At 63.3% G+C, this 15,474-nt stretch carries 16 protein-coding genes; 9 read left to right on the top strand and 7 right to left on the bottom strand.

Going from position 1 to position 15,474, the window contains the following annotated elements; all coding sequences use genetic code 11:
* Positions 1 to 761 (top strand): CPBP family intramembrane glutamic endopeptidase (locus B208_RS23040; RefSeq protein WP_018128982.1); only part of this gene is annotated, 761 nt, incomplete at its 5' end.
* A gap of 539 nt (positions 762 to 1,300) precedes the next feature.
* On the opposite strand, the gene B208_RS0116300 is transcribed toward B208_RS23040, so the two are convergent.
* The 4 genes from B208_RS0116300 to B208_RS0116285 all read right to left on the bottom strand — a co-directional run bounded on the left by B208_RS0116300 (position 1,301) and on the right by B208_RS0116285 (position 4,902).
* Positions 1,301 to 1,738 (bottom strand): transcription elongation factor Spt5, encoded by a 438-nt coding sequence (locus tag B208_RS0116300; protein WP_007981573.1) that lies wholly within the window; start codon positions 1,736 to 1,738, stop codon positions 1,301 to 1,303.
* 10 nt (positions 1,739 to 1,748) lie between these two features.
* Positions 1,749 to 1,925, bottom strand: a complete 177-nt coding sequence (locus tag B208_RS0116295) for a protein translocase SEC61 complex subunit gamma (protein ID WP_007981575.1) — start codon at positions 1,923 to 1,925, stop codon at positions 1,749 to 1,751.
* A gap of 369 nt (positions 1,926 to 2,294) precedes the next feature.
* Positions 2,295 to 3,440, bottom strand: a complete 1,146-nt coding sequence (ftsZ, locus tag B208_RS0116290; protein WP_007981576.1) for a cell division protein FtsZ — start codon at positions 3,438 to 3,440, stop codon at positions 2,295 to 2,297.
* A 118-nt stretch (positions 3,441 to 3,558) separates the two neighbouring features.
* A complete protein-coding gene (locus tag B208_RS0116285) occupies positions 3,559 to 4,902 on the bottom strand; it encodes a D-aminoacyl-tRNA deacylase (protein ID WP_018128980.1) in 1,344 nt (447 codons plus the stop codon).
* Positions 4,903 to 4,982: 80 nt separating this feature from the next.
* On the opposite strand from B208_RS0116285, the gene B208_RS0116280 reads away from it, so the two are divergent.
* The 6 genes from B208_RS0116280 (at position 4,983) to B208_RS0116255 (ending at position 9,848) form a co-directional block, all read left to right on the top strand.
* Positions 4,983 to 5,378: a universal stress protein gene (locus B208_RS0116280; protein WP_026177897.1), complete on the top strand. Its 396-nt coding sequence runs from the start codon at positions 4,983 to 4,985 to the stop codon at positions 5,376 to 5,378.
* A gap of 78 nt (positions 5,379 to 5,456) precedes the next feature.
* On the top strand, positions 5,457 to 6,608 hold the full coding sequence (locus B208_RS0116275; protein ID WP_049805648.1) for a sodium:calcium antiporter: 1,152 nt from the start codon (positions 5,457 to 5,459) through the stop codon (positions 6,606 to 6,608).
* Positions 6,609 to 6,661: 53 nt separating this feature from the next.
* Positions 6,662 to 7,810, top strand: a complete 1,149-nt coding sequence (locus B208_RS0116270; protein ID WP_232423825.1) for a sodium:calcium antiporter — start codon at positions 6,662 to 6,664, stop codon at positions 7,808 to 7,810.
* 38 nt (positions 7,811 to 7,848) lie between these two features.
* Entirely contained in the window at positions 7,849 to 8,652 is an 804-nt protein-coding gene (locus tag B208_RS0116265) for a shikimate dehydrogenase (RefSeq protein WP_007981584.1), read from the top strand.
* Between the two features lie 26 nt (positions 8,653 to 8,678).
* A complete protein-coding gene (locus B208_RS0116260) occupies positions 8,679 to 9,389 on the top strand; it encodes a helix-hairpin-helix domain-containing protein (RefSeq protein ID WP_232423824.1) in 711 nt (236 codons plus the stop codon).
* 48 nt (positions 9,390 to 9,437) lie between these two features.
* Positions 9,438 to 9,848 carry a Rieske (2Fe-2S) protein gene (locus tag B208_RS0116255; protein WP_007981587.1) on the top strand — a complete coding sequence of 137 codons (411 nt, stop codon included), beginning with the start codon at positions 9,438 to 9,440 and terminating at the stop codon, positions 9,846 to 9,848.
* A 57-nt stretch (positions 9,849 to 9,905) separates the two neighbouring features.
* Here B208_RS0116255 and B208_RS0116250 read toward each other — a convergent pair whose 3' ends face one another.
* The gene (locus tag B208_RS0116250) at positions 9,906 to 10,199 is read right to left on the bottom strand and encodes a transcriptional regulator (protein WP_007981588.1); all 294 of its coding nucleotides are present in this window, start codon (positions 10,197 to 10,199) and stop codon (positions 9,906 to 9,908) included.
* 92 nt (positions 10,200 to 10,291) lie between these two features.
* On the opposite strand from B208_RS0116250, the gene B208_RS0116245 reads away from it, so the two are divergent.
* Together B208_RS0116245 and B208_RS0116240 are read left to right on the top strand one after the other, a co-directional pair.
* Positions 10,292 to 12,313 (top strand): bacterio-opsin activator domain-containing protein, encoded by a 2,022-nt coding sequence (locus B208_RS0116245; protein WP_018128978.1) that lies wholly within the window; start codon positions 10,292 to 10,294, stop codon positions 12,311 to 12,313.
* 105 nt (positions 12,314 to 12,418) lie between these two features.
* Positions 12,419 to 13,393: a sugar phosphate nucleotidyltransferase gene (locus B208_RS0116240; RefSeq protein ID WP_007981590.1), complete on the top strand. Its 975-nt coding sequence runs from the start codon at positions 12,419 to 12,421 to the stop codon at positions 13,391 to 13,393.
* A gap of 174 nt (positions 13,394 to 13,567) precedes the next feature.
* On the opposite strand, the gene B208_RS0116235 is transcribed toward B208_RS0116240, so the two are convergent.
* Together B208_RS0116235 and B208_RS0116230 are read right to left on the bottom strand one after the other, a co-directional pair.
* Positions 13,568 to 14,275, bottom strand: coding sequence for a diphthine--ammonia ligase (locus B208_RS0116235; protein WP_007981591.1), 708 nt, complete (start codon positions 14,273 to 14,275; stop codon positions 13,568 to 13,570).
* 37 nt (positions 14,276 to 14,312) lie between these two features.
* Positions 14,313 to 15,452 (bottom strand): DUF373 family protein, encoded by a 1,140-nt coding sequence (locus tag B208_RS0116230; RefSeq protein ID WP_026177894.1) that lies wholly within the window; start codon positions 15,450 to 15,452, stop codon positions 14,313 to 14,315.
* Positions 15,453 to 15,474: the final 22 nt, after the last annotated feature.

Below are 15,474 nucleotides of genomic sequence, written 5' to 3'. Positions count from 1 at the left end.
ACGGGACCGCCCAGACCGCGGCGGGCGGACGCGCGGTCGGACGGGGTGACGGAGGAGTTGGGGAAGCCGAGACCGTCGCGGACGAAACCACGCGCCGGCCCGAATACGGTCCCTTCGAATCGGCGGCCGACTACCCGAACGTGACGAACGAGGTCACGAATCCGGCGACGGAAGCGGAGTTCACGCCCGGAACCCTGCTCGTCAACGTCGCGTTGAGCCAGGGCTTGTTCGGCGTCGTCCTCGTCGTCGCGGCGGTGAACCTCGCCGCGATTCCCGCGGACGCGCTCGGCCTCGAACGCGTGACCGTCGCTCAACTGGGTATCGGCGTCATCCCCGGCGTCGGACTGTACGCGGCCAACGAAGTCGGCCAGCGCGCCGCGGATACGTTCGGCATCGACTACGACGACGGCCTCCGAGAACTCCTCACCCCCGACTCGCTCGGCGGGTGGGTCGTCCTGTTGGCCCTCGTCCTGCCGATAATCGCCGGATTCGAGGAACTGCTGTTTCGTTCCTCGCTGGTCGGCGTGTTCGCCGCCGGATACGGGATTTCGCCGTGGTTCCTCGTCGTCGCCTCGTCGGTCGCGTTCGCGACGGGCCACGGCGCGCAAGGCCCGGCGGGCGTGCTCGTGACCGGCACGCTCGGCGCGGTGCTGGCGAGCGCGTTCGTCCTGACGGGAAGTTTTCTCGTGGTCGTCGTCGCCCACTACCTCGTCAACGCGCTGGAGTTCGTCGTTCACGCCCACGGCGATTCGTCCAGATAGTCGGCGAACACGGACGCCGCGCGCTCGTACGGGTCGGGCGAGCGAACGTCGATGCCGATGTCCGCGAACGTCTCGACCGCACGCTGTCGGCCACCGGTTCGGAGGAAGTCACATAATAATATCCATGAAGAAGGGGTGCGTAAGTAATATACATTCTCAAATAGAAAATCAGATATAGTGAAAAATAGCTCAGGAAGACATACAACAATCATATTCGCTATCGCATATATATTATGGGTGACTTTTGCACCAAGGATATTACTAATCGCTCAAAATCATCATAATTATGATCAGAATGTGAGAACTCTGTTGATTATTTTGATTGCTTTACTACCGTTTATCGTTCTTGCGTTAATTCATACGTTACGTAACTACTGCCACCGCTCTTCGCTATTCTCGTGAGTAGAACGAGAGCCAGAGGAGCTACTGTTCCTCGCTGTTCCCGTGAGTGACTGCAAGGAACGAACGAGAGCCAGAGGAGCTACTGTTCCTCGCTGTTCCCGTGAGTGACTGCAAGGAACGAACGAGAGCCAGAGGAGCTACCGCTCTTCGGAGTCCAGCACGCGAATCTGATCACCGCGCACGGTGACGGGAATCGGGACGGTCGCCTCGTACAGTTCGACGGTCACTTGATCCTTGCCCTCGTCGATGCGCTGGACCTGTGCCTTCTCGCCCTTGAACGGTCCGGCGATGAGTTCCACGATGTCCCCTTCCGCGATACCCTCGACGTCGGGGGTCGGGGAGAGGAAGTGTTCGACTTCGGATATGTTGCTCTCGCCGGGGACCATGCTCCGCGCGTGGGGAATCTCCTCCAGCACGCGGTTGATGACCCGGTGGTCGTCGGCCTCGACCATCACGTAACTCGTCAGCGAGTCGGGCGCGAGGACGGCGTGAATCTCCGGTTCCTCGCGGTTGATGATCATGTCCGCGACGGTGCGTTCCTGACTTGCCGTGGTCTTTACTGCGTAAATTGGCATTTAGAGTCACCTAGACGGGAACGGGGTTGATGAAAGTCATGATAGCAAAAATCGTGAATCCGAGCAACCCGACGAGCAAGATTCCAGCACCGGCAATCTGTGCAATCTTCGAGAACTCGTCCCACGACGGCGTACTCGCCAGCTTGAGTACGCGCACGTACGACGCGAGGTCAAGTTTAACGTCCATTGTTGGTTGTGCTTGGCTATCGGGCTTTTTCTATCTTTCTACAAAGAGAGAACAGCATCGGGTCCGTCGAAGGGACGTCGCCGGGGCGAAATAGCCGCCGGACACACCCGTTCGTGGCGAAAAACCGAGGATTTCGACCCGAAATGAATTTTCGCCCGACGCGTCGCGGTACCGTTCTCGACGTATCCGCCGGTAGCGCAACCCGCCGACGAGGGCGAGGACGTGGTGCGCGCCGTCCACGGACCGCCGTGGTTGCGGTACAGGACGGCTTCCCGGAGCGATGGCGCGCGAATCGAGGGAGCGTTCGCTACCGAATCGGAGCGTAACAAGACACCCCCACGTTCGGCGACTGCAGAAAAAGGAGACGGACTATTCCACGTAGTCGATGTCTTCCGTCTGCTGTTGCTTCGCCTGCGCTTGTTCGGCTTCGTTACTGCCGTATATCTGGGGCGACTGCACGCCCGTGACGACGATCATGGTGCGCATCGTGCCGTCGAGGTCCTCGTCGATGGAGGTCCCCCAGATGATGCGGGCGTCGGGGTCGATGCGGTCGTAGATCTGCTCGACCACGCCCTCGGCTTCTTCGATGGACATGTCGTTGCCACCGGTGACGTTGACGAGCGCGGATTTCGCGCCGCTGATGTCCACGTCGAGAAGGGGGGAGCGGAGGGCGCTCTTCACGGAGTCCTGTGCCTTCTGGTCGGAGTCGCTCTCGCCGAGGCCGATCATGGCGACGCCGCCCTTCTCCATGACGGTGCGAACGTCGGCGAAGTCGAGGTTGACGAGGCCGGGCTTCGTGATGAGTTCCGTGATTCCCTTCACGGAGCGCATGAGCACTTCGTCGGCGACCTTGAACGCCTGTTTGACGGGGAGTTTGCCGACGGAATCGAGCAGGCGGTCGTTCGGGACGACGATGACCGTATCGCTCACGTCGCGGAGGCGTTCCAATCCGGCCTCCGCGTTCGTGCGCCGGACCTCACCTTCCGCCGTGAACGGCGTCGTGACGATGGCGATGGTGAGTGCGCCCGCCTCGCGGGCGGCCTTGGCGACCACGGGGGCGCTTCCGGTGCCGGTGCCGCCGCCGAGACCGGCGGTGACGAACACCATGTCCGAGCCCTGAATCGCGTCGTAGATTTCGTCCTGACTTTCGAGCGCGGCCTCCTCGCCGACCTGCGGGAGCGACCCGGCACCGCGCCCGCTGGTCTTCTGTTCCCCCATCAAAATCTTCGTATCGGCCTCGATCTCGACGAGGTGCTGAACGTCGGTGTTCGCGGCGACCAGTGACGCGCCGTGAATCCCCTCTTCGGCCATGCGATTGACCGTGTTCCCCCCGCCACCGCCGCACCCGACGACGGTGATGTTCGTTTGGAGTTCTTTGAGAACGTCCTGCAGTTCCTCGTCGGTCATCGTCCCCGACAGGCCGGTGTCCTGCGAGGCACCTCCGATTTGCGACTGGGGGGCACTCTGTTGTTGCCCTTCCGCCTCCTCAATAGCGTCTTCGACGATGGAATCCATCCTTGAACCGTGCTTTACAAACGCAGATTAATTATCTTTCCCCTCTGGCTGACGGATGTCTGACTCCTGTCACCATACCTCATAAAAAGTATTATATAAGAGAACGATTCGCCGGAAATTATCTCACCGGGAAGACATGTGTTCGTTCGGTTTGGACCTCTTCGGGCGGAATCGTTCGCCCGTCCACCGTCACCGCGACCCCGGAGGAGAGTTTGCCGAAGGCGGGACCCTCCGACACGCCGAACGTGCGCGCCTTCTCGGGGTCGAACGAGACCTCGCGCACGACGATTTCGTCCTCCCGGCGTTCGACGGCCGCGTACTTCCGTTCGAGCAGTTCGACCAGTTCGTCGATGATGGCGTCGTAGTCGGCCGGTTCGCGGACCGCCGCGCGTCCGCAAACCAACGTCCCGCCTTCGGTCGTCTCGAACGCTATCGTCCGCTCGGCGACGACATCGAACACGGCCCCCCGGTCAACGCCCGCCGCGGCCGCGAGGAACTCCTCGGGGAACGTCCGGAGGGAGAACGTCCACTCGTCCGGGTTCGACGATACGTCGCTCGCCCGGTCACCGAACCGAAGTCCGGACTCGACCGTCGAGAGTTCGGATTCCAGTTCCTCGGCGAGCGCGAGGGAAACGCCGGACACCTCGCGGACCCACGTCTCGCTCACCACCCGATAGCCGAGGTCGTCGATGACCGCGGCGAGGTCCGTCGTGTCGCCTTCACAGACCGCGTACTCGGCCCCGCTCCGCTCGAACGCCTGTCGAATCACGTCGGGGTGCGCCTCTGGAAGCCCGAGCGTTTCGAGGTTCCAGTCGGACGCGATGTGGCCCACCGCCCAGTCTGTCTCCCGGACGATGCGCTCGAACCGCGTGACGTTGTGGCCGCCGCCGAACCCGACGAGTTGGCGTTCGCGGTGAGGTGAGACGCCGCGAAGGTCAAGGATGGCGCGGGCGACGGCCCGCGCTGCTTCGGGGTCGCCCCACTGTTCGTCGTCGCTACCGAGTTCGACGAACATCGAGGGAACGCCCACCTCGCTCGGGCCGTGGTGGGTACACTCCATTCCGACCTCGTACTCCTCGGGTGCGTGTTCGTCGAACGCCCGAAGCAAGCGCGCGTGGGCGTTCGGGCAGGTCTCGGCGAGCGTTCTGTCTTCGCCGCCGTACTCCGCCGGGCCGAAGTTCCCGGTGAAGTGGGCGGTCAGTAGCGCCCCGGTGTCGCCCGAGTGCCGCGAGGCGAACACGAGCACGTCGGGGTCGGAGAACGCCTCGGCGACGTTCTCGATGTCGAGGTGGAGGGCGTCGAACTCCCGCAGTTCGAAGCCGTCCGTCCGGTAGTACTCCCCGCCGCCTTCGGCGTCGGGTCGGGTTTCGTCTTCGTGTGAACTCCACTCCGCCTCGGAGAGAAGGAACTCGCCGATGTGTTCGGAGGCGTAGTCGGCCCGGCTGACGACGACGGCAATCACGGACACATCTCGGACCGGACGGCGAAAAAGTCCGTCGAATCCCGGAAACGATTAAGCACTGGGCCGAAGTGTGTTACCGTATGAACGTTCTAGTTCCAGTTGACGGGTCCGATTGCAGCATGCGCGCGCTCGATTTCGGAATCGAGTTTGCGAACCGTTACGACGCGGATATCGACGTCGTTCATTTCACCGACGTGAAGGGAGAAGATACCGAATCGCTGATGAATCGAGTGCGATCCGAGCTCGAAGACGCCGACATCGAGAGCGGTACCAGCGTCGCGGTGGACGTCCATCTGGCGGACTTCAAGGCGTCGAACCGCATCGGAAAGAACATCAACGAGATGGTCGAGTCGGAGGGCTACGACCACGTCGTCATGGGACACCACGGCACCGGACGCGTCGGGTCGTTCATCCTCGGGAGCGCGGCGAAAACGGTGCTGGAATCGGGTGACGTTCCCGTGACGACCGTTCCGTGACCGTTCCCGACGGGATGAAAACATCTCCGCAACCAGATAGAACCGCTTAATTAGGGTGCTTTTGAAGATGCCCGTAGTATGAACCCGATACCGACTGTCCCACTGGCGATTTTGCCACCAGTGTGGGAAAACTCGTTACTGCTTCTCGCATCGTTCCTTCTCCTCCTCCTCGGCGCGGAAGTGTTCACGAACGCCGTCGAGTGGCTGGGTCACCGCCTCGGCGTGAGCGAAAGCGCGACCGGCAGCATCCTCGCCGCGGTCGGTACCGCGCTTCCCGAGACGACGATTCCGATAATCGCTATCTTCGGGAGCGGCGGCGGGACGAAAGCCGCGGAAGAGGTCGGCGTGGGGGCGATTCTGGGCGCGCCGTTCATGCTGGTCAACTTCGCCATGTTCCTCGTCGGCACGAGCGTCCTCTACTTCAGGACGCGCCGTTCGAACGGCCAGAAGATGCACTTCAACAATAAATCCACCCGCCGAGACCTCTCTTTCTTCCTCGTCGGCTACACGCTCGCGTTCAGCGCCGCGCTGATTCACAGCGACACTATCTCCCACGGCATCGCCGCGCTGCTCGTCCTGCTCTACCTGTTCTACCTCTACCGCTCGCTCAAGAGCGGGGAACTGGTCGAAGGGGAGGAGCTGGACGACCTCCACCTCGGACTGATGATAGAGGGGTTGGTTCCCGGCATGAGCGCGGACGACAACCACTCCGGCGACCCGCACTCGATTCTGGTGGCGGTTCAGACGCTCGTCGCGCTCGGCCTCATCATCGGCGGGGCGCAGGTGTTCGTCTCCCAGACCCAGTGGGTCTCCGAGGAGGTGCTCGGCATCCCGACGGCCATCGTCGCCCTCCTCATCGCGCCGCTCGCCACCGAACTCCCCGAAAAGTTCAACAGCATCATCTGGATTTCCCGCGACAAGGACACCCTCGCGCTCGGCAACATCTCCGGCGCGATGGCGTTCCAGGGTACGCTCCCGGTCACGCTCGGGATCATGTTCACCTCGTGGGACCTCTCGTTCCAGTGGGGAACCGCGGGCTTCCTGAACGGCCTGTCGGCCATCCTCGCCATCATCAGCGGGTGCGTGCTGTACTTCCGCGCGCGTCGCATCAACGGCAGCAAGATGACGGCGCGCCCGTTCCTCATCGGCGGCCTGTTCTATCTCATCTTCCTCGCGGTGGTCGTCTACCACGTCGTCGTCCTCAACGTCGGCGGTATTTCGGGTCACTGACGGCGCTTGCTGGATGGTGTGTCTTTAATTGACCACCGTCGAAATCACAGCGTATGTCGCTTCCAGTGGCCGGTGCAATGCGGCCTCTCTTGTTGTCGAAATCGTCCACCAAAGGACTGTTACTGCTCGCATCGTTCGGCTTTCTTCTCGTCGGTGCGGAAGTGTTCACGAACGGGGTCGAATGGCTCGGTCATCGCCTCGGCATCTCGGAGAGCGCGACCGGTAGCATCCTCGCCGCGATGGGGACCGCGCTCCCCGAAACGACGATTCCCGTCATCGCCATCCTGAAGGGCGGGTCGGCGGCCTCCGATATCGGCGTGGGGGCGATTCTGGGCGCGCCGTTCATGCTCGCTACCATCGCCATGTTCCTCGTCGGCGCGAGCGTCTACTACTTCGCCGACCGCCGCGCGAACGCCACCGACCTTCATTTCAACGAGGGCGCGACGACGCGCGACCTCTCCTTCTTCCTCGTCGGCTACACGCTCGCGTTCGGTGCCGCGCTCATCCCGGACGGCACGAGCGTCGCCGCGGTGCCGATTCGGGTCGTCATCGCCGCCTTCCTCGTGGTCCTCTATCTCGCCTATCTGTACCTGTCGCTCCGGGCGGGCGAACTGGCCGACAGCGACGACATGGACGACCTCCACATCGGGCTCGCCGTCGAGGGGGTGCTCGAACGGGTCGGCATCGACCCGTCGGCCGACCACAGCTCCGACCCACATTTCGTGCTCACGGCCCTCCAGACGCTCATCGCGCTCGGCTTCATCGTGTACGGCGCGCACCTGTTCGTGGACCAAGTGGAGTGGATGTCGAGCGAAGTCGGCATCCCGTACGCCATCGTCGCGCTCATCATCGCTCCGGTGGCGACGGAACTGCCGGAGGCGTTCAACAGCGTCATCTGGCTCTCGCGGGACAAGGACACCCTCGCGCTCAACAACATCACGGGTGCGATGGCGTTCCAAGGGACGCTCCCCGTCACCCTCGGCATCCTGTTCACGCCGTGGAACCTCAGCCTCGCGTGGGGAACCGCGGGCTTCCTGAATGCGATTTCCGTGCTCTTCGCCATCGTCGCCGGGTGCATCGTTCTCTTCCGCGCGCGTCGCGTCGGCGAGGACGACTTCAACCCGACGCCGTTCCTCGGAAGCGGCGTCTTCTACGTCCTCTTCATCGCGCTCGCCGTCTACTTCGTCATGCTCGGTGCCTGAGGCCCGTCGATTAAGTCCCCCCACTCCCTTCTTCCGCCATGGACGTGTACGGACTCCTCGGCAATCCGGTGGGCCACTCGCTCTCCCCGCCGATGCACGAGGTCGCCTACGACGAACTGGACATGGACGCCCGCTACGTCACCTTCGAACCCGAGGCCATCGGCCCGGCAATCGAGGGGGCGAACGCCCTCGGCATCAGCGGACTGAACGTCACGATTCCGTTCAAGGAGGACGCCCTCTCGCACGTCGAACCGGATTCGCTCGCGGAACACATCGGTGCGGTGAACACGGTCGATTTCTCCGCCCCCGACGATTCCGTCCCGACCGGTCACAACACGGACGCCGAGGGCGCGCGTCGGGCGTTCGAACGCCACGGCGTGTCCCGCGACGGAGCGTCCGCCGTCGTCGTCGGTGCGGGCGGCGCGGCGCGCGCGATTGCCTTCATGCTGGCCGACGACGGCGCGACGGTCGAAATCGCCAATCGAACCGTCTCCCGCGCGGAATCCCTCGCGGCGGATGTGGACGGTGCGAGCGCGCACGGCTTGGACGAACTCCCTGGCCTCGTGTCGGGGGCGGACGTGCTGGTCAACGCGACGAGCGTGGGAATGGAATCCGACGAATCGCCCGTTCCGGCGACCGCGCTCCACGGCGACCTCGCGGTGATGGATGCGGTGTACAGCCCGCTCGACACGCGACTGCTCCGCGAGGCGTCCGCGCGCGGCGCGACGACGATCGACGGTGCGTGGATGCTTCTGTTTCAAGGAGTCGCCGCATTTGAACTATGGACTGGGAAGGATGCACCCGTCGAGCGGATGGACGCCGCCTTGCGAAGACGCCTTTAAGTGAAGGGACTTTGTACTATCCCACAATGGGGCTTATCACACGGCTGAAATCGTTGCTCGGTCTTGGCGATGAGCGGTCGAAGACGCGCAATCGTGACAACGGTGTGACGATAGAGCGCGAGCCGACCGAGACGAGAGCACAGCCCAACGTGGAATCGGAGAACGCAGTGAAAATGGCGGACGAGACCCCGAGCGAAGACACGAGCGTTTCCACCGAGGAGCTCGTCGACGAGGGGAAACCAACCGATCACATAGAGGAAGCCGAGCCGGACACGGCGGCCGAACCCGCGGAAGCGACCGGACCGAGCGCCGACGCGAGCCAACCGGCGCAGACGGAGGCGACCGAGCCGGAACCCGAACCGGACGAGGAACCCGAACCCGAGGCGGAAGCGCCGGAAGCGGAAAGAGAAGGAGAAGTGTCGAAAGAAGAGCCGGAAGGAGAAATCGAAGCGGAACCGGAGGAAGAACCCGAAATCGCGGAGGAGGAACCCGAAGCCGCGGAGGAGGAACCCGAAGCCGCGGAGGAAGAACCCGAAGCCGCGGAGGAAGAGTCCACCGACGCCCGGCCGCTCGAAGACGTGAAGGGAATCGGCCCGGCCTACGCGGAGCGACTGCAGAACGCGGGCGTCGAAAACACGGCGGAGTTGGCGGTCGCCGACCCCGCGGAAATCGCCCGCGAGACCGACCTCTCGACGAAGCGAATCGAGGGGTGGATAGACCGCGCGAAGTCGATGTGACGACCCGTTTGAAAAAGCTCAAACGTCTTCATCGGCAACCTCCGGCCGATGGACGAGAACCGCCGAATCGCCGCCGTCGAGGAGATACCCGACGACACGACGTTTCTGTTCACGATTCGAAACGGCTTCGACGAGGAGGAGGCCGTGCTGGTCGAAGCCGACGACGACATCCGAGCGTGGAAAAACTACTGCCAGCACTGGACCGACGTGCGCCTCGACAAGGGCGACGGCGCGAGCATGCGCGACGGCGAACTCGTCTGTGGCAAACACGGCGCGCTGTTCGAATCGGACTCCGGCGTCTGCACCTACGGCCCGTGTGAAGGCGCGGTTCTCGACGAAGTTGACGTGACGGTCGAAGACGGTGCGGTCTACCTCACCGACCCCGATTACGAGTTCGTCCAACAGGGGTCGTCCATCGAGTACGACCTCTCCTCGAACCGCTCGCTCGGATTCGAATAGCGACGCTGCCGGTGCGGGAGCGTCGTCTCGTCGGAATCACGAGCGTTCGTCCACCGTTTACGGCTCCCGAATCACGAACGTCGGTTCGTCTACCGCCTCGCTCTTGCACTCGGGACATCGTGACGGTCGATTCGCCGGGTTGTCGAACCGGTCGAAGCCACAGTCCCGACACTCGGGCGGGGCGACGAGCAACTGCTCGCCGTTCGATTCGACCGACCGGGCGATGTGTTGAACGTGACGAACGGCCGCACCGGCCGTGATTTCGAACTCCGCGGCGAGTGCGCTCGGGGCGGCCGGTTCGGTCCGGAGGAACGTCGCTATCCGCTCGCGCGTCGTCTCATCGTCGCGCATACACATCGTTGGTCGTCCGGGTTCAAATTTCTAGCGCGAAATTTCGGACAACATAAACTGTTTTCCCGACGCGGTTCGTGAGACAATCTGCGATGGGGGAGCGAACGACGACGGACGAATCGCCGAAGACGGAAATGACGAGGAGTCATACCATTCTGTTCGTCGAACACGAAACCGATATCGCACGGTCGCTCGACCGCCAACACGACGACCTCACGGTACACGTCGAGTCGTCCGTGACGGCGTGTCTGTCCCGTCTGGGGGAGGAAGCGATAGACTGCATCGTCAGCAACTACCACCTTCCCGATTCGACCGGGTTGGACCTCCTCGAAACCGTGCGCGACGACCACCCGAACCTCCCGTACGTCGTGTTCACGGGGGACGGAAGCGAACGAATCGCCAGCGAGGCCATCAACCTCGGCGTGAGCGATTACATTCCCGAGACGACCATCGATGGGACCGACGACCTTCGCAAACGGATCGTGGACGCGATTCGAACTCACCTCGGCGGACGCGGCGAAAGCCGAATCGACACGCTGATGAGCGCGTTTCCGGACGTCGCCTTCCTCCTCGACGAGGATGGGCAATACCGCGAACTGCTCGTCGGTCCAAACTCGGAGAACCTCGCCGTTACCGCGCCACCCGACCTCGTTGGTCGGCGGCTCCACGACGTCTTTTCGAACGACATCGCGAATCGGTTTCTGGAACACATCCATCGGACGCTGGAAAGCGGCCGCGTCGAAACCATGGAGTATCCCCTGACCGTCGAAAGCGGGCAACGGTGGTTCGAAGCCCGCTCGACGCCGCTCGGCCAGGAGATCGACGGTAAAGATGTCGTCGTGTGGGTCGCCCGTGATATCACCGAGCGACGAAAACGCGAGCGAACGCTGGCGCGCCAGCACGACGAACTGGAGACGCTGAACCGGATTCACTGGGTGATTCAGGAGGTCATCCACGAACTCGTGCACGCCGCGACCCGCGACGACATCGAACAGTTGGTGTGTGAGCGACTGGTCGAATCGGGGCTGTACGAACTCGCGTGGACCGACGAGAGCGAAGTCAGTCGCGGCGGCGTGACGCCGCGAACCCGCGCCGGGGGTCTCGACGGCTATCTCGATAGGCTCGTCGAGTTCGGGGCGGATATCGGTGACGACCCCGCGAGCAGGGCGATGCGAACCGACGAACTACAGGTCATCTCGGACGTCGCGGAGACGTCCTTGCTCCCGCCACAGGTCCGCGCGGAAGCGCTGGAGCGCGATATCGAGTCCGGCATCTCCATCCCCGTCTCGTACGGCAACACGATGTACGGGTCGCTGTCGCTCGTCTCCACCCGCTCCGGCGTTCTCGGGGAGCGAGCGCAAGCCGCCCTCGAAATCCTCGGGGACACCATCGGCTTCGCCATCAACGCCGCGCGGAACAAGAAGATACTGCTGTCCGACAGTCACGTCGAACTGGAATTCCACGTGGCCGGCTCGCGGGACGCGGTTATGGCCGCGTCCCGCCAACTCGACTGTACGTGTCACCTCCTCGGGTTGGTTCCGGCCTCGGAAGGGCAACTGCTCCACTACATCCGCGCGGAGGGCGCACCCGCCGACCGGCTCGAGACGCTACTGTCGGAGTCCGACACCGTGGCGGAATGTCGACTCATCGAGACGGACGAAACCGGTCTCGTCATCGAAATCCAAATGACTGAATCGACGGTCAAGCGATGGGTCGAAGCCGGTGCCGCCGTCCAGTCCGCGACGGCGAATCACGGCGAGGTGTCCATCGTCGCTGAAATCCCTCGCGAGACGGAGGTTCGCAAGGTCGTGGATGCGTTTCAGGCGGCGTATCCGTCCGCGGAGCTGATCGGAAAACGAACCATCGACCGACCGATTCAAACCGCACAGGAGTTCCGACAGTCCCTCACCGACCGGCTCACCGACCGACAGGAGACGGCGCTTCGAAGCGCCTATTTCGCTGGATACTACGATTGGCCGCGCGGGAGCACCGCCGAGGAGGTCGCGGGCGCGCTCGACATCGCGTCGCCCACGCTGCACTACCACCTTCGGAAGGCACAACACCAACTGCTCGGCGCGCTGTTCGACGAGACGGGCACCGACGATGCCGACTGATTCGAGGGACGCGCCGCGGATTGTATTCGTCTCCGGAGGTCGTTCGTCCCGCCGACCGCTCCCGCAATGAAAAAGGACTTAGGGGGTCGGGGTGACGGTCTGGCTATGAAAGCCGTCGTCCTCGCGGGCGGATACGCGACGCGCCTGTGGCCGATCACGAAACAGCGCCCGAAGATGTTTCTCCCCATCGGCGAGACCACGGTTATCGACCGTATTTTCGCCGACCTCGAAGCCGACGAGCGCGTCGATACCGTCTATGTGAGCACGAACGAACGGTTCGCTGATGACTTCCGCGACCACCTCGCGGAGAGCGATTTCGAAAAACCACAACTGAGCGTCGAAGACACTTCGGAGGAAGACGAGAAATTCGGCGTCGTCGGCGCGCTCGCGCAACTCGTCGAGCGCGAGGAAGTCGACGATGACCTCGTGGTCATCGCCGGTGACAACCTCATCAGCTTCGACGTGGGCGACTTCGTGAACTTCTTCGAGGAGAAGGGATCGTCCTGTCTCGCCGCGTACGACGTCGGAACCAAGGAGCGCGCGAAAGCCTACGGTCTCGTCGAACTCGACGGCGACCGCGTCGTGGACTTCCAAGAGAAGCCGGACGACCCGAACTCGACGCTGGTGTCCATCGCCTGCTACGCGTTCACCGAGGAAACGCTCCCACTCCTGGAGACGTATCTGGAAGACGGCAACAACCCGGACGAGCCTGGGTGGTTCCTCCAGTGGTTGCAGTCCCGCAAACCCGTCTACGCCTACACGTTCGAAGAGGCGTGGTTCGACATCGGCACGCCCGAGAGCTACCTCGATGCCGTCAGCTGGTACCTCGGCGGCGAGTCCCGCGTCGCCGACAGCGCCACGCTGGAGAACACCACCGTCGGGGAGAACGTCCACGTGATGGACGGCGCTGAACTCGCCGACGCCAACCTCGAAAACGCCATCATCTTCCCCAACGCGACGGTTCGGGGCGGTGACGTGCGCGACTCCATCATCGACGAGGGAACGCACATCGAGAACATGGATTTGGCGGGCGCACTCATCGGTGCCCACACCCAAATCACGAACGAATCGGACGAGTAGACTCTCCCACTTTTTTACGCTCGGGTAACGCGAGAGCCTCCAGCTCTCGCGTACCACTCGCGCAAAAAAATCTGCACCGTCAGAGCGAAGCTCCGACGAGCCGTTCGTTCGCTCCCGTTGGTCGCTCACGAAGAGATCAAAAAGCCGCTCACTCGCCTTGCTCGTTCGCAACGATTACTCGCCGAGCCAAGCGTCCGTAATCCGCACCCGTCCGCGGTCGCCGTCCCACTCGGTTTCGTATTCGAGTTCGATGGGACGGTCCATGTGCGGCGCATCGGTCACGAGGGTTTCGAATTCCCCACCCTCACCGAGAATGTGGACGCCGTATTCGTCGTTGAGGGCTTCGAGTTCGGAAAGCGCGTCCTCGTCCAAGGTTCGTCCGAGCCACGACTCGTCCAAGCCGTAGGCCGCGACTTGGACGATTTTGATCTCGAATCCGGCGTCCAACATCGCATCGGCGAGTTCACGAGGGTCTTCCTGCCAGAGGGGAGCGAACAGGTCGATGCCGAGGTCATCACAGAGATCCTGAATGCGGTGGGTCTGGAATTCGCTTTCGACCGCCCCCGCTGTCACGCCCGCGAGGTCGATATCGAGGTCGCGGAGGGCGTCCGCCATGATTTCCGTCTCCTTGTCGCCCTGTTCGCCCGCGTCCTCGACGGATTCGGCGTCGAAGTTACCCTCGACGTTCACGAGCGGGATGCCGATGCTTTCGGCGGCGAGCGCCGTGAGCTCGGTCGCCGGGACGTGATACATGTACGAGTCGCCCGCCGGGTGGACGGTGAGGAGTCGCTCAACGGGAAGTCCCGCTTCGAGCGCGCGGTAGAGCGCCCACGAGGAGTCCTTGCCGCCGGAAAAGAGGCTGACCCACGCCTGCTGGTTCATACGGAGATTTGCGAACCGGGGAATAAATGCGCCTCGGTTACTCGACCAGTTCTTCGCTGATGGCCGTCCCGCTGACGTAGGAGGCCACGCGAACCCCGACGAGGCTGACGAGGACGCCGAGGACGACGTACACCGCCAGTCGCATGCCGGGGTCGAACGTGAATCGCTGAATCGTCGTCTGGCCGACCACAATCTTGGGAACGACGACGGGAGCTATCTTCCCCGCTCGCTGGAGGAAGTAGGCCGAGAACCCGCGCACGACAAGTCCGACCGCGAGAACGCCGAACGGGAGGTTGAGGTAGGAGTTCCGAACGCGGTCGTTGCGGATGGCTTCGTCCAGCAGGCGGCCCGTGCTGGCGGTGAGGGCGGCGACGGCGATCCACGGGACGCTCTCGAAGACGAACGCCATCGCGGTCATGAGGACGTTGCCGGTGGAATCCATGGGTGCGGCCCGGAGCGCCCCGGCGAACACGCCGATGAGCGACAACCCGACGCCGACGACGTAGGTGACGATGGACACCCGGCCGGAGTAGAGTGCGTCGCGGGCCTCCGCGGGGAGATTGCGGAAGTAGTCGCCGATGGCGAGACCCTTGTAGAGGACGAACAGGCCGATGACGGCGGTGATGGCCGACGTCGCCATGGCGAGACCCAACTGCAACAACAGGACGGGAAACGCGATGAGCGCGATTCCGGTCGGGACGAGCACGGTCTGGCGGAGTTCCTCGTCGGCGAGGAACTGCTTCAGCAGGTAGTACGTCGATTCGATGTCGCGGGCCTGTCGGACGACCACGCGGTCCACCGCGTCCACCCGGGTTCGACTCTCGACGATGGGGACGAGTCGTTCGTCCTCCGCGCTGTCGATGACGACGATGGTGGAGTCCGGGTCGTGTTCCGCCACGAGTTCGTCCATCTGGGCGGCCACGGCGCGGTCCGCGCCGACCCGCGTGTCGGCGGTGCCGGAGATGACGGCGACTATCGACTCCTCGTCCCCGTCCCGCAAGTCGCGGGCGACGCGGAGGGCTTCGAGCAGACAGTTGACACTCGAATCCTCGGGGTCCGCCAGACCGACGTCGGTGACGAGCGCCTGCACGGCCTCCCACCCGGCGACCGGCATCTCCAGCCCCGTCTTCCGACCGATGTCGTTGTTCCTATCGACACACACCACCAGCGTACTCATTCGATATTCCCTCCCAGACGGT

Origin of the sequence: Haladaptatus paucihalophilus DX253, assembly GCF_000376445.1 — an archaeon.
Lineage (GTDB): Archaea > Halobacteriota > Halobacteria > Halobacteriales > Haladaptataceae > Haladaptatus > Haladaptatus paucihalophilus.
This window is presented reverse-complemented; position numbering and strand designations above follow the sequence as displayed.

What these genes read in the sequence shown, in the direction of transcription:
- B208_RS0116280 (WP_026177897.1), top strand. Translation starts at nt 4,983, where the DNA reads ATGAACGTTCTAGTTCCAGTTGACGGGTCCGATTGCAGCATGCGCGCG.
- B208_RS0116265 (WP_007981584.1), top strand. Translation starts at nt 7,849, where the DNA reads ATGGACGTGTACGGACTCCTCGGCAATCCGGTGGGCCACTCGCTCTCC.
- B208_RS0116230 (WP_026177894.1), bottom strand. Translation starts at nt 15,452, where the DNA reads ATGAGTACGCTGGTGGTGTGTGTCGATAGGAACAACGACATCGGTCGG.
- B208_RS0116295 (WP_007981575.1), bottom strand. Translation starts at nt 1,925, where the DNA reads ATGGACGTTAAACTTGACCTCGCGTCGTACGTGCGCGTACTCAAGCTG.
- B208_RS0116300 (WP_007981573.1), bottom strand. Translation starts at nt 1,738, where the DNA reads ATGCCAATTTACGCAGTAAAGACCACGGCAAGTCAGGAACGCACCGTC.
- B208_RS0116260 (WP_232423824.1), top strand. Translation starts at nt 8,679, where the DNA reads ATGGGGCTTATCACACGGCTGAAATCGTTGCTCGGTCTTGGCGATGAG.
- B208_RS0116270 (WP_232423825.1), top strand. Translation starts at nt 6,662, where the DNA reads ATGTCGCTTCCAGTGGCCGGTGCAATGCGGCCTCTCTTGTTGTCGAAA.
- B208_RS0116255 (WP_007981587.1), top strand. Translation starts at nt 9,438, where the DNA reads ATGGACGAGAACCGCCGAATCGCCGCCGTCGAGGAGATACCCGACGAC.
- B208_RS0116275 (WP_049805648.1), top strand. Translation starts at nt 5,457, where the DNA reads ATGAACCCGATACCGACTGTCCCACTGGCGATTTTGCCACCAGTGTGG.
- ftsZ (WP_007981576.1), bottom strand. Translation starts at nt 3,440, where the DNA reads ATGGATTCCATCGTCGAAGACGCTATTGAGGAGGCGGAAGGGCAACAA.
- B208_RS0116235 (WP_007981591.1), bottom strand. Translation starts at nt 14,275, where the DNA reads ATGAACCAGCAGGCGTGGGTCAGCCTCTTTTCCGGCGGCAAGGACTCC.
- B208_RS0116240 (WP_007981590.1), top strand. Translation starts at nt 12,419, where the DNA reads ATGAAAGCCGTCGTCCTCGCGGGCGGATACGCGACGCGCCTGTGGCCG.
- B208_RS0116250 (WP_007981588.1), bottom strand. Translation starts at nt 10,199, where the DNA reads ATGCGCGACGATGAGACGACGCGCGAGCGGATAGCGACGTTCCTCCGG.
- B208_RS0116245 (WP_018128978.1), top strand. Translation starts at nt 10,292, where the DNA reads ATGGGGGAGCGAACGACGACGGACGAATCGCCGAAGACGGAAATGACG.